The following is a 13,367-nucleotide window of genomic DNA, read 5'->3' as shown; positions in this document are numbered from 1 at the left end:
TCCGGGAGTCGTCTTCAGAATCCGTCTTGCCTTCCAATGCAATAGCTAGACAAAACCCATATGCGATTCCCCTGCCCACAAGGGGGGAGGGAACGCACCGCCGTCGCGGCGCTACGCGAGTCTCGTCCAATCAAGCTTCGGGCAACTACCGCCCCTCGCGGACCCAGGTCGCGGCAAACGCGCCGAGCAGCAGCAACAGGCCGATCAGGCCGGCGAAGATCGGCAGCACGCCGACGCCCTTGACGACGCTGGCGTCGCGCATCCGCACCCCCATCCAGCCGTCGCCGGCGAAGACGCTGGCCGAACGCACCGGCAGGATGCGCGGCAGCTCGACGTCGGCGCCGCTGGCCACGCGCACGGCGTTGCCGCCGGTCGCCTGCGTCAGCGGCTTCAATGTCTCGACGGTCGAGGTGACCTCCGAAAACTCCTTCGGATTGGTCGGGCCGACATTGATCAGCGCCTTCAGCGTGCCGTCGGTGGCCTGCCACAGGCCGAGCTCGCTCGCGGGAAGGCTGGCGCGCCACTCGCCGGGATCGCCGGGGCTCAGCGTCAGATCCTGCGACGCGCCGGACGGCGAGGTCACGCTCACCGGCTGGACGCTGTCGGCCATGGTCTGACGCACCACGACGAGGTTCTTGCCCTGCACCTGCAGACGAAGCGCCTCCTCGTCGAGGTCCGGCTGCTTCATCAGCCAGTGCGACATCCGCCTGAGCAGGTCCAGATGCGGGCCGCCGCCCTCATAGCCGCGCGCCCACAGCCAGATGTGGTCGGAAAGCAGAAGCGCGACGCGGCCCTCGCCGAAGCGCGACAGGAACAGAAGCGGCTTGCCGTCGGCCCCCGTCATCACCGGCGGGTTGACGGAATTGCGGGTGTCGACGGTGCGGAAGAAACGGCTCCAGCGCGGCGGCTCGCTCGCGGAGCCCTCCAGGGCGCGCGTGACGGGGTGGCGCTTGCCGAGGTCGGACAGGTGCGCATAGAACGGCTTTTCCGTCACGCCCACGGGCTCTGCCGGCAGCACCGAATCCAGCGGCGTGCGCCAGATGCTGGTGTTGGAGGCGTAGTCGGGGCCGGCCGAGACCAGCACCGCGCCGCCGCCGCGCACATAGCGCGCGATGTTGTCGAAATAGGCGATCGGCAGCACGCCCTGGCGGGCGTAGCGATCGAAGATGATCAGCTGGAATTCGTTGATCTTCTGCTGGAACAGCTCGCGGGTCGGAAACGCAATCAGCGACAATTCGTTGATCGGCGTGCCGTCCTGCTTCTCCGGGGGACGCAGAATGGTGAAGTGGACGAGGTCGACGCTGGCGTCGGACTTGAGCAGATTGCGCCAGGTGCGCTCGCCCGAATGCGGCTCGCCCGAGACCAGCAGCACGCGCAGCTTGTCGCGCACGCCGTCAATGGCAACGACGGCGCGGTTGTTCACCGGCGTCAGCTCTCTCTCGAGCGGCGAGGCCTCGATCTCGACGATGTTCGGGCCGGCATGCTTGATGTCGACGTCGACGCTCGCGGCCTGGCCGCTCGAGAGCGTGCGCTCGTTGATGACCTCGCCGTCCCTGCGGATCGTGACCTTGGCGCGCTCGCCGGAGACGCCCTGGTCGTCGAGGCGATAGCTGATGGTCTGGGTCTGGCCGACGATGCCGAAGCGCGGCGCCGCCGTGATCGCGATGCGGCGGTCGCGCTCGTCCTTCTGGCCGGTGATCAGCGCATGCACCGGCGCCTGGAAGCCGAGCGCCGTGGCGCTGGCCGGAATGTCGTGGACGCGGCCGTCGGTGATCAGGAACGCGCCGGCGACACGGTCGACCGGCACGTCCGACAAGGCCGAGGCGAGGGCGCCGAACAGCTTGGTGCCGTCGGTCTCGCCGTCGGCCTGTCCGGCCTCGACGACACGGACCTCCAGCCCCTTGACCTTCTTCAGGCCATCGACCAGCGCCTCCTGCGCTTGCGCAGCCTCGCGATTGCGGTTGCCGAAATTCTGGCTCGGGCTCTTGTCGACGACGACGGCCGCGACCGAGGTGAGGGGATCGCGGTCCTCGCGGGTGAAGGAGGGATTGGCGAGCGCGAGCAGGAACAGCGCCAGCGCGGCCACGCGCACGGCGGCGCCGCGCGCGCGCGCAACCAGCAGCAGAAGCGCGATGACGACGATCGCGGCTAGCGCGAGCCACAGCACGATCGCGGGAACAAGCGGCGTGAATGCGATGCCGTAATTCATATCGGTCCTATTGCCCCAGCCGTTCGATCAGGGCCGGTGCGTGCACCTGGTCGGCCTTGTAGTTGCCGGTCAGCGTGTACATCACGATGTTGGCGCCGGCGCGGTAGGCGAATTCGCGCTGGCGGGTGTCGCCGCCGGTCACCGGCAGCATGGCCTGGCCGTCGGGCCGTACCGCCCAGGCGCCGGCAAGATCGTTCGAGGTGATGATGATCGGCGATACGCCGTCACCGCCGCGCGCCGGCCGCTGCGCGCTGTCCTCGTCCTCGTCGCGCGGCAGGGTCTCGACCCAGGTCTGGCCGGTGACGAAGCGGCCGGGGAAGTCGCGCAACAGGTAGAAGGTCTTGGTCAGCACGTGCTCGCGCGGCACCGGCTCGAGCTCGGGCACGTCGAGCGAGGACAGGATCTCGCGCAGCGTCCGCATGCCCGGGGTCTGCGCCGCGCCGTTGGCGCCGGGCGGGGCTTCGATCGCGTCGCGGGTGTCGAACAGCACGGTGCCGCCCTGCTTCATGTAGGCGTCGATCTTGTTGATGGCGTCCTGCGGCGGCTTGGGCGCGCCCGGCACGATCGGCCAGTAGATCAGCGGGAAGAAGGCGAGCTCGTCGCGCGCGGGGTCGATGCCGACGGGATCGCCAGCCTCGAGCGCAGTGCGCTGCGCCAGGAACAGCGTCAGTCCGTTCATCCCCGCCTTTACGATGGAATCGACGTCGGCATTGCCCGTCACGACATAGGCGAGGCGGGTCTGCGACGTCGCCTTCATCGCGAAATCGTCCGCGGCGCTGTCGGCGCGTGACGGCGCGGGCGAGAGCGAGGCGAACAGCAGGCCAAGCACGATCATCGCGGGCGCGGCGCGGCGGCGCAGCAGCGCGGCGATCCCGCCGCCGAGCACCGCGACGATGATGGCATCGACCAGGAACAGCGCGAGCGCGGTCGACAGCAGCCAGCCGCGCAGGTCCCGCGGCTCGGCATTGGTGTAGGTGGCATGCCGGGCGCGCAGGCTCGCGGTGTTCAGCGCGGCGATGCGGTCGGCGCTGGCAAGCGTGTTCACGGCGAGCGGTCCTTCGGCCGGACCATAGAAGCCCGGCGGATGATCGGATGTGGCGCGGTCGCGGTAATCCGCGGGCAACGGCTTTGCGGTGGCCGGCGGCGGCCCGAAGGCGCCGAAGCCGTCGAGGATGTGCAGCGGGGCCACCGTCTCGGTGGTGGCTTCGCCGGCAACGCCTGCGCCGGGCTTGGACGTGTAGCCGGACATGTCGACCACCCGCCGCAGCATTTCGACGAAGGTGCCCGACATCGGTAGATCAGACCAGCGCATGTCGGCGCTGACGTGGAACAGGCTGACGAGGCCCTTGCCGCGATGCTCGCCGGTGACCAGCGGCGTGCCGTCTTCCAGCGAGGCCCAGCTCTTGGTGGCGAGCACCGCATCGGGCTCGGCCAGCACCTGGCGGCTCACGGTGACGTCCTTGGGGACGGCGACGCCGGCAAACGGGCCGTCGGCCGCGAAGGTCGCAAGATGCTGCGGCTTCTCCCAGGTCAGGCTGCCGCCGAGCGTGCGGCCGCCCTTGCGCAGCTTGACCGGCACGAGATCGTCCTCGGCCTGCGCCAGCCGGGGACCGGCGAAGCGCACCAGCACGCCGCCCTGGTCGACCCAGGCATTGAGGCGCTCGCGCAGCTCCGGCGCGATGGTGCCGACATCGGCGAGGATGATCATCGGCAGCTTCTGGTCCAGGAATTGTGTGATGCCCTGCTGCGGCGAACCCTTGTCGGCGAGCCTGACGTCGGCGAACGGCGCCAGGGCGCGGGTGAGATAGAAGGTCGGCGCCAGCAGCGGCTGCGCGGTCTCGCTGGTCGCACCCGAAACGATGCCGATGGCACGGCGGCGCCAGCGCTTGTCGAGCAGCTGCACCGCGCCGGCGGAGCGCTCGCCCGATATCTCGAGCCGCGTGATGTCGTTGCGCAGCTCGACCGGCAGATCGAACGCGGCGTCGGTCTCCTTGTCCTGCGGGCCGAACGCATAGCGGGCCTCTCCGATCGGCGAGGCCTTCTGGTCCAGCGCGCGCACGGTGCCCATGGCGATGCCGCTGTCGGTGCGCAGCACCTTCACCGTCATTTTCGCCGCGGCGTTCTCGGCCGCGACCAGCGCCAGCGGCGAGGAGGTACCGCCTTCGAACACGGTCAGGCTGCGATCTCCGATGGTCTTGCCGAGGCCAGCCACGAAGTCCTCGCCGCGGCCGGTATCGACGCCGTCGGACAGCCAGGCGATCTCGCAGTCGCCGGTGGCCTTCAGGAAGCGGTCGACCGCGGTCAGCGTCTCGACGCGGTCGATCGAATAGGGCTTTGGCGCGAGCTGCCGCAGCGCGACGCGCGCGGCGCCCGCCGGCATCAGGGTGATGTCGCGGTTCGGCTCGGACAGCGGCACGAGCGCGATGGCGCGACGGTCGTTGTCGGCATTGGCGATCAGCTCGTCGGCGGCCCTGATCCTGATGTCCCAGTGCGACGCCGCGCTCCAGCCGTCGTCGAGCATGATCATCAGCGGCGCCTTGCTGTCGGCTGCGCCTGATTGCGGATTCCAGATCGGGCCGGCGGCCGCGAAAATGACGAGAGCCGCAGCGAGGAGACGCAACGCGGTCAGCCACCAAGGCGTCCGCGAGGGCGTCTCCTCCCGCGGGGCGATGTCGAACAGCAGGCGCGTCGGCGGAAACTCGATGCGGCGCGGCCGCGGCGGCATCACGCGCAAGAGCCACCACAGCACGGGCAGGCTGACGAGGCCGATCAGAAGCAGCGGTTCGGTGAAGGCGAGCGGCAATCCCATCATGCGGCCGGCCCCGCCTTGATTGTCGTGGTGCGGGCGCCTGATTTGCTCACCTGCATGCCGGCATGCAGGAACAGCAGCAGCTCGGCGGCGGAACGGTCGGTGGCGTGCGTGGTGAACAGCCAGTCCAGCTTGTTGGTTTCGGCGCGGATCTGGTCGCGGTGCAGCGCGAGCCGCGTGGTGTAATCCTGCGCCCAGCTCTCGGCACGGCCGGCGGTGATCATGCCGAAGCCCTCGGGCTCGACGAACTCGACGCGGCCGGAATAGGGGAACGACTCCTCGGCGGGATCGACGATTTGCACCAGGGTGCCATGCGCGCCCGAGCCTGAGAGGCCTGCGAGTGTCGTCTTGATCTCCGTGATCGGCGACCAGAAATCGGACAGCACGATGATCTCGGCCAGCGCTGCGGGCACGAATGACGGCGGCAGGCTGAGGCGGTCGGCATCGTCATGCAGCATCGCCTGCGCCATCTTGTCGATCACACTGCGGCTCGCGGTCGGCGCCATCAGGCCGGGAATGCCGACGCGCTCGCCGCCGGACACCAGCAGCTCGGCCAGCGCGAAGGCGACGATCAGCGTGCGCTCGAGCTTGGACTCCCGCGCGGTCTTGGAGGCGAACGCCATCGACGGCGAGCGGTCGGGCCAGATCCACACCGTATGCGAGGCTTCCCATTCGAGCTCGCGGACATAGAGATGGTCGTCGCGCGCCGAGCGGCGCCAGTCGACGTTCTGCGCCGGCTCGCCGGAGACGAAGCGGCGGTATTGCCAGAAGTTCTCGCCGGAGCCGGCGCGGCGGCGGCCGTGAAGGCCGTGGATGACGTTGGCGGCGATGCGGCGGGCTTCGAGCACCAGGCGCGGCAAGGAAGCAGCGAGCGTGCGGCTTTCGCCATCGGCACGTCGGATCGCAATGATCTCCTTCGCTGTGTGCCCGTTCTCCGCTGCCATCAACCGATCCGTGTCTTCAATTGCCGGATCACGTCCGGAATCGTGCGGCCTTCGGCGCGCGCCTGGAACGTCAGCGCCATGCGGTGCTTCAGCACGGGCTCGGCGAGGTCGAGCACGTCGTCGACCGAGGGCGCCAGCCGTCCGTCGATCAGCGCACGCGCACGCACCGCCAGCATCAGCGATTGGCTGGCGCGCGGGCCGGGGCCCCAGGCGATGAACTTGCCGGCTTCGCCGGCGTCGGGACCGGGACGGGCCGAGCGCACCAGCGACAGGATCGCCTCCACCACGGAATCTCCGACCGGCAGGCGCCGGATCAGCCGCTGCGCGGTGATCAGCGCGTCGGCGGTCATCGAACCCCTCGCCAGCGTTTCCTCGGCGCCGGTGGTTTCGAACAGGATACGGCGTTCGGCGTCGCGATCGGGATAGTCGACGTCGATCTCCATCAGGAAGCGGTCGAGCTGCGCTTCGGGCAGCGGATAGGTGCCTTCCTGCTCCAGCGGGTTCTGCGTCGCGAGCACGTGGAACGGCTTCGGCAGATCGTGGCGCGCGCCGGCCACGGTGATGTGCTGCTCCTGCATCGCCTGCAGCAGCGCTGATTGCGTGCGCGGGCTGGCGCGGTTGATCTCGTCGGCCATCAACAGTTGCGCGAACACCGGACCTGCGATGAAGCGGAAGGCGCGCCTCCCCGCGGTGCTCTCATCCAGCACCTCGGCGCCGAGAATGTCCGACGGCATCAGGTCCGGCGTGAACTGGATGCGCTTGGCATCGAGGCCGAGCGTCACGCCGAGCGTCTCGACCAGCTTGGTCTTGGCAAGGCCGGGCACGCCGATCAGCAGTGCGTGGCCGCCGGAGAGGATGGTGACCAGCGTGTTCTCGATCACGCGATCCTGGCCGAAGATGACGGACGCGATCGCATCCTTCGCCGCGCGAATCTGGCTCGACACCTGCTCGGCCGAACGAACGATCCCGTCCTCGAGTTTCTCGACACTCTCCGCCATTCGTTTAGCTCCTTCAGCGCGCCATGCGGCTTGCGTCGCGATGTCATCGCATCACGCCAGGCCATCACGCTAGATCATGGGCCTATGCTAGACTTGCAGGAAGGCCATGTATTCGTTGAATTAACCTATCCCCACCTTATCGGCTTCGGGTTATGTACGGCATCACGAAGTGGCGACCTCCCCCACCGGACTAATCCGGGGTGGAACCGTGCACCCGAGAACAACGTAGACCTGCACCAATCGTGCCAAGGACAAAGTCAGGGCAAACCATGGCGAACCAAGGGCAGAGCGCGGATCGCGGTCTCGAGGGACTGACTGCCGCCGCCAAAAGTGCTGCCAATGCCGAAGGCGCCAAGAAAGGCCTGCCTCCGGTGCATCTGTGGAATCCGCCGTTTTGCGGCGATCTCGACATCCGAATCGCCTCCGATGGTACTTGGTTCTACTTGGGGACGCCAATCGGGCGCCCCGCGCTGGTGCGGCTGTTCTCGACCATCCTCAAGCGCGAGGGCGACAAGCATTTCCTGGTCACGCCGGTGGAGAAGGTCGGCATCCGCGTCGACGACGCGCCCTTCATGGCGGTCGAGATGCAGAAGGACGGCGAGAGCAACCATCGCGTGCTGCGCTTCCGCACCAATGTCGATGACTGGGTCACCTGCGATGCCGCGCACCGGCTGCGTTTCGAGCAGGCCAGGGACGGCGGGCTGACGCCATATCTGCACGTCCGCGCCGATCTCTGGGCCAAGGTCACAAGGGCGCTCTATTACGATCTGGTTGACATGGGTGAGGAGCGGATGGTCGATGGCCAGCCGATGTTCGGCGTCGAATCATCAGGCGAATTCTTCCCCATGGCCGATGCGGAGCAGGTGAGGGCCGCGCTTTGAACAAGCCTATTCTAACGACCGATCCGGTCCCGCTCGGCGCGGCGGATTTCTTCGCCCGTTCCAGGGCGAAGCTCGGCTTCGACGTTCCGCTCGGCCTCTACGATCCGAACATCATTCCCGCCTCGGGCGATCCCGGCACCGACAAGATGCTCGAGATCGTCGCGCGCGAGCAGCCGGTGCGCCCCGCGGCGGTCCTGATCGCGGTGGTCGATCATCCCGAGCCGACCATCTTGCTGACGCAGCGCTCGGCGCATCTCAACGACCATGCCGGCCAGATCGCTTTCCCCGGCGGCAAGATCGACGCCACCGACGCCTCGCCGCTGGATGCGGCGCTGCGCGAGGCCGAGGAGGAGGTCGGGCTGTCCAGAGATTTCGTCGAGCCGATCGGCTATCTCGATCTCTACGGCACCGCCTTCGGCTTCCGCATCCTGCCGACGGTCGCCAGGGTCAGGCCCGGCTTCGAGCTCACCATCAACCATTCCGAGGTTGATGACGCGTTCGAGGTGCCGCTATCCTTCCTGATGAACCCGGTGAACCATCAGGTGCACAGCAAGGAATTCCGCGGCATGGAGCGGTTCTACTACGCGATGCCGTTCGCGGAACGCTACATCTGGGGTGCGACGGCGGGCATGCTGCGTGTGCTGTATGAGCGGATCTATTCATCATGATCCGGACGGTTCTGACCGAGATCGGAATCTTCCTCATTCCCTTTGCCGTCTACGCGTTGTTCCTGGCCGCGACGCGGTCCGGCCTGTTCGCGCGTTCCTCCTGGCCGGTCGCGGTCGTCGCGCGCCTTGCGCTGGCGGCGATCGTGCTGGTGATCGCGGGCCTGATCGGACTTGCGCATTTCTCCGGCGCCGCCCCGGATTCGACCTACGTTCCCGCCCATATCGAGAATGGCCGGCTGGTGCCGGGCGTGGAAAAATAGGGGCCGCACGATGAGCGCGGAGCCGATACTTGCGCCAATTCTCGCCGATGCGCCCTGGCTGACCGCAGGCGGGACCGCGTGCGTCCTGCAATTGCTCAACTCTGGTGGCGAGGAAGCGCGCGTGGTCGGCGGCGCCGTACGCAACGCTCTGCTCGGTCTTCAGCCCGGCGACATCGACATCGCGACCACCGCGCGGCCGGAGGAGGTGATCCGGCGCGCCAAGGCTGCCGGCATCAAGAGCGTACCGACCGGCATCGACCACGGCACCGTCACGCTGGTGATCGACAGCCACCCCTATGAAGTCACGACCCTGCGCGAGGACACCGAAACCTTCGGCCGCAAGGCCAAGGTCGCGTTCGGCCGCGACTGGGTCAAGGACGCCGAGCGGCGCGACTTCACCATGAACGGCCTGTCGGTCGATGCGGCAGGCGTGGTCTACGACCATGTCGGCGGCATCGCGGATGCCAAGGCGCGTCGCGTGCGCTTCATCGGCGATCCCGACCAGCGCATTGCCGAGGATTATTTGCGCATCCTGCGCTTCTTCCGCATCCACGCCGCCTTTGGTGCCGGCGATCCCGACCGCGACGGCTATCTCGCCTGCATCCGCGGACGCGCGGGTCTTGCCAGCCTCTCGGCCGAGCGCGTGCGCATGGAGATGCTGAAGCTGCTGGTGGCAGCTCGCGCCTCCGCGGCCGTGCTGGCCATGGCCGATGGCGGATTGCTGCAGGCGCTGATCGGCGGCGTCGCCTATACCGGGCCGCTGTCGGCGATGATCGCGATCGAGCGCGAGCTTGGCCTTGCTGCAAGCAGCACGCGGCGCCTCGCGGCGCTGACCGTCGCGGTGACCGAAGATGCCAAGCGCGTCGCCGCGCGCTTGCGGCTCTCCAATGCCGAGACCAAGGCACTGGATTCGATGGGCCACCGCTGGTGGCGCTTCGCCACCAAGGACGAGGCCAATGCGCGGCGTCTGCTCTATCGGCTCGGCCCCGAGCGTTATCACGATCGTGTGTTGCTCGGCTGGGCGCGGGCCGGCGGCGACGTCACCTCGATGCGCTGGCGCGCTCTCGCCGAACTGCCGCAGCGCTGGACTGCGCCGAAATTTCCGCTGAAGGCCGCCGACTTCATCGCCCGCGGTCTGGCCGAAGGACCCGCGCTCGGACATGTGTTGACGCTCGCCGAGGACGCTTGGCTTGCGGCGGATTTTCCCCTAGAGGAAGCCGCACTCGCTTCCATCGCCGATCAAGCTGCGGCACGAATCAGCCGCGACGAGAGAACGTGACCATCGTCTCAGGCTTCGCCGACATCTCGATCTTTCAGCTCCTGCTGGTCGCGTTGATGGCGTTGTTTGCTTCGATCATCGGTGGTCTCGCCGGCTACGGCACCGGCGCCCTGATGCCGCTGGTGCTGGTGCCGCTGGTCGGCGCCGAGCCCGTGGTGCCGATCATCGCGATCTCCGCACTCTTCACCAATTCCAGTCGAGCGATTGCTTACTTGCGCTACGCCGACCGCCGCCGCGCGCTGATCGTGCTCGCCTGCGCCGCGCTGACGACCGCACTCGGCGCCTACGGTTACACGCGTCTCACCAATGCCGGCGCGGCGCTCGTGATCGGCTCCATGCTGATCCTGAGCGTGCCGCTGCGCCGCGTGCTCCGCCGCCGAAAGGTCAAGATCGGCGACAGCGGCCTTGCCGCCGGCTCAGTCGGCTACGGCGTGCTGGTCGGCGGCACCTCGGGCTCCGGCGTGATCCTGCTATCGCTGCTGATGGCCGCCGGCCTCGAAGGCGCCGCCGTGATCGCGACAGACGCGATGATCTCGCTCGGCACCGGCCTCATCAAGATCTCGGTGTTCGGCCTCGCCGGCGCCGTGACCGCGCAGGTGCTCGCCTTCGCGCTGCTGATCGGCGCGATCGCCATCCCCGGCGCGTTCCTCGCAAAGGCCTTCGTCGAGCGTATGCCGCTGCACATCCACACCGCGATCCTTGATGTCGCGGTGATCACCGGCGGGCTGGTGATGATCTCGGCGGCGGCGAAGCAGCTCGTCGGGTAGATCGGCGGGAGCAGCATCAGCAACGCAAACAGCAGCACCCAGAGGGCAGCACACAGATCGAGATTGCATAGATCGGCTGGCAATCGCGAAGGCCGAATTGATCGCGCGCCCGCTTCCGAGCTGAAGCGCAGACGGCCCCGACCCTGACGTTTAATCCATACCGGCAAACGAACGCGGGAAGGATTCCGATCCCCGCAGTTCGCGCGGCAATGCGTCATCGAATCGCAACCGGGTTGTGAAGCACTTCACAACACAGCTTCAGCGCGTGGCGTAAGCTCAGCGTCATTGAGGCGTGTTGCGGATGCGGCGGGCTCCTCGGCGTGGTCGGCGCTGGCCGGTTCACGACCATGCGAGAGCTATGAAAGCCGCCAGAAGCTGCGCCGCCTAACATTACATATTGCAGAGGCCTTGCATGAGCACGTCGGCGGATCGTCACCGGATGGCAGCCTCCATTCTCAGCTTCGAAGCCCGGCGCGATAAACAGGGACGCCTGACGATCTACAGGCTGCCGGCTGACGACGGTGGAGGAGCATATGAAGTCGCGGGCATCAACGAACGTTTCCATCCCGAAGAAGCACGGATGCTGGCCGATTTGATCGAGGGGGGCCACTTTCAAGAGGCGGAACGGGCGGCCTGCGAAATCATAGCCACTTACACCGATGGTGTGTCGAGTTGGTCGAGAAAGCCGGCGATCGAATGTTACTTGCGAGATTGCTGCTTCAACCGCGGTCCTCGCGGTGCTGCGCGAATACTCCAAAGAGCATTGCATGTTCCTGACAGTGGCGTGATCGATGACGCCGGACGAGCGCTCGTAGCCGCCCGCGAGGACGACACGTTGGAGCTCCTGCAAGACCTGCGCGCTGCGCGCGAACAGTACGAGCGGGATGTCGCGAAACGCAGTGAGACGAGCAAGTTTTGGAAGGGCCTGGTCAACCGGTGGAATAACGCATTGAACGTCGCAAAGAGTTTTATCACCAGCTCAGAGGAGGTTGCATTGACCGATACACAGATCGAAAGCCCCAGGATTCAGCCTCAATCTCGCGGCTTCAGCGCATCACGGGCCGCGACCAATGCAATGCTGTCGAGTGGCGTTGCGGACGCTTCTGCGGAGATCGCGCCAATCGCAGAGATATCCGCTCCATTGACGAGTGAGTCGACCAGGCCCGTTGCTTTGCGTGCGCTTCGGCTCGGTTCGCAGGGACCACTCGTGAAAGCTTGGCAAAGCTTCCTGCAGGGACAGCATTTCGATCCGGGTGGCCTCGACGGAGAGTTCGGCGACAAGTCCCAGGCGGCGACGAGTGCGTTTCAGGCGGCAAACGGACTGACGAGCGACGGCGTGGCAGGTCGCGAAACGATGATGAAAGCCATGCAGCTCGGATTTGAGCTCATTGAAGAGCCGGCCGCTGACATGACGGGTTCAAACTTCCCGCCACGGCCGGATTTTCCGCCGCTCGAAAATACGGCCGCGAGACGGGCGGTTTTTGGCGCGTTCAACTTCGTCTCGGAGCCTCGTCCGGATAACCGCGAGAACATCCGGATCCTCGGGACTTGGACCAGGGACAACATCGTGAGCGTTCCCATTCCCCAACTGCGGAAGGCTTTGGGACCGCATGCTCCTGCCTCCATGCAATTCCATAAGCTCGCGGCGGCACAGCTCAAGGCGCTTTGGGAGGAGTGGGAGAGCGCGAGTCTGCTGGATAGGATCCTGTCATTTGACGGAGCTTTCGTGCCTCGCTTCATCAGGGGATCGACGACGCAATTGAGCAACCACGCTTTCGGAAGCGCGTTCGACGTCAACGCCGACGAGAATCCGTTGGGGGCTCGGCCCAAGCTCGTGGGCACGCGCGGAGCGGTCCGGGAGTTGGTCCCGATCGCCAACAAACATGGATTTTATTGGGGCGGGCACTTTGGAAGCCGGCCCGATGGCATGCATTTCGAAATCGCCTTTATCCAGTAGGGCGAACGAAATCGCATCGTGCGCAAGTCGCCATCGAACGCGACCTGATAGATCGGGGCCGAGTCCTCGGCCCGATCCTTCATTTCTGTTCTGAGAGGGAGATCCGACGTGCTGGAGCTGAGGCGCACCCGATCCAGATAGGATGCGGTGTAGGCGGGCCTACTCTTCGTCCTCGTCGTCGTCCTCTTCCTCCTCTTCCACCTGCACGAGCACGGCCAGCGGCAGCGTTTCGCGGAACAGGTCGCCTTCCATGCCCATCCAGAGGCAGAGCACCTCGTCCTGCTTCACTTCCGCGACCGTCAGCGGTTGGCCGCCGGATTTCAGCATCACGACATCACCGGCTTTCAAGTCCATGGATTGTCCTTTCTCGCGATCGATCCGGACGGGAGCCTAGCAAGCGGTCATGACAGGCCGATCACGCCGGCCGGCCGTGCCGGGAAATTCCAGCGGCGGGTGGCGATCCCGGTCGACACGCTGGGCAATCGCATATGGCAGCGGCTTCCTCCGTGGCCATCCTTCGAGACGCCGCCGTTGGCGAGCCCTCAGGATGAGGATCGCGTGCGACGCCCGCAGTCGCCAATCGGCCATGATGAAG

Annotated in this window: 11 protein-coding genes; 6 read left to right on the top strand and 5 right to left on the bottom strand. The window is 66.7% G+C overall.

Translation table 11 applies throughout. From position 1 onward, the window contains the following. Positions 1-145: 145 nt before the first annotated feature. From GGD62_RS31130 to GGD62_RS31115, 4 genes are read right to left on the bottom strand one after another with little or no spacing between them, the layout of a single operon-like run. Positions 146-2,209, bottom strand: coding sequence for a hypothetical protein (locus tag GGD62_RS31130; RefSeq protein ID WP_183711978.1), 2,064 nt, complete (start codon positions 2,207-2,209; stop codon positions 146-148). A 7-nt stretch (positions 2,210-2,216) separates the two neighbouring features. Then, entirely contained in the window at positions 2,217-5,021 is a 2,805-nt protein-coding gene (locus GGD62_RS31125) for a DUF4159 domain-containing protein (RefSeq protein WP_183711976.1), read from the bottom strand. Further along, entirely contained in the window at positions 5,018-5,962 is a 945-nt protein-coding gene (locus GGD62_RS31120; protein WP_183711974.1) for a DUF58 domain-containing protein, read from the bottom strand. The genes GGD62_RS31125 and GGD62_RS31120 overlap by 4 nt, the downstream gene beginning before the upstream one ends. Continuing rightward, positions 5,962-6,960, bottom strand: a complete 999-nt coding sequence (locus tag GGD62_RS31115; RefSeq protein ID WP_018323293.1) for a MoxR family ATPase — start codon at positions 6,958-6,960, stop codon at positions 5,962-5,964. Before GGD62_RS31115 ends, GGD62_RS31120 begins: the two co-directional genes overlap by 1 nt. 269 nt (positions 6,961-7,229) lie before the next feature. Between GGD62_RS31115 and GGD62_RS31110 the strand changes: the two genes are divergently transcribed. The 6 genes from GGD62_RS31110 to GGD62_RS31085 all read left to right on the top strand — a co-directional run bounded on the left by GGD62_RS31110 (position 7,230) and on the right by GGD62_RS31085 (position 12,772). Then, positions 7,230-7,841, top strand: coding sequence for a DUF1285 domain-containing protein (locus GGD62_RS31110; protein ID WP_183711972.1), 612 nt, complete (start codon positions 7,230-7,232; stop codon positions 7,839-7,841). Continuing rightward, the gene (locus tag GGD62_RS31105) at positions 7,838-8,509 is read left to right on the top strand and encodes a CoA pyrophosphatase (protein WP_018323295.1); all 672 of its coding nucleotides are present in this window, start codon (positions 7,838-7,840) and stop codon (positions 8,507-8,509) included. Before GGD62_RS31110 ends, GGD62_RS31105 begins: the two co-directional genes overlap by 4 nt. After that, entirely contained in the window at positions 8,506-8,769 is a 264-nt protein-coding gene (locus tag GGD62_RS31100) for a DUF6111 family protein (protein WP_018323296.1), read from the top strand. Before GGD62_RS31105 ends, GGD62_RS31100 begins: the two co-directional genes overlap by 4 nt. Before the next feature lie 10 nt (positions 8,770-8,779). Next, positions 8,780-10,048: a CCA tRNA nucleotidyltransferase gene (locus GGD62_RS31095; RefSeq protein WP_183711970.1), complete on the top strand. Its 1,269-nt coding sequence runs from the start codon at positions 8,780-8,782 to the stop codon at positions 10,046-10,048. After that, on the top strand, positions 10,045-10,815 hold the full coding sequence (locus GGD62_RS31090; RefSeq protein WP_092261545.1) for a sulfite exporter TauE/SafE family protein: 771 nt from the start codon (positions 10,045-10,047) through the stop codon (positions 10,813-10,815). Before GGD62_RS31095 ends, GGD62_RS31090 begins: the two co-directional genes overlap by 4 nt. 412 nt (positions 10,816-11,227) lie before the next feature. Further along, positions 11,228-12,772 (top strand): M15 family metallopeptidase, encoded by a 1,545-nt coding sequence (locus tag GGD62_RS31085; protein WP_183711968.1) that lies wholly within the window; start codon positions 11,228-11,230, stop codon positions 12,770-12,772. Positions 12,773-12,931: 159 nt separating this feature from the next. On the opposite strand, the gene GGD62_RS31080 is transcribed toward GGD62_RS31085, so the two are convergent. Further along, a complete protein-coding gene (locus tag GGD62_RS31080; RefSeq protein WP_183238450.1) occupies positions 12,932-13,126 on the bottom strand; it encodes a DUF2158 domain-containing protein in 195 nt (64 codons plus the stop codon). Positions 13,127-13,367 lie beyond the last annotated feature (241 nt).

It is taken from the genome of Bradyrhizobium sp. ERR14, from assembly GCF_014198235.1.
Classification (GTDB): Bacteria; Pseudomonadota; Alphaproteobacteria; order Rhizobiales; family Xanthobacteraceae; genus Bradyrhizobium.
The sequence above is the reverse complement of the archived record's forward strand: the minus strand, read 5'-3'. Positions and strand labels throughout refer to the sequence as shown.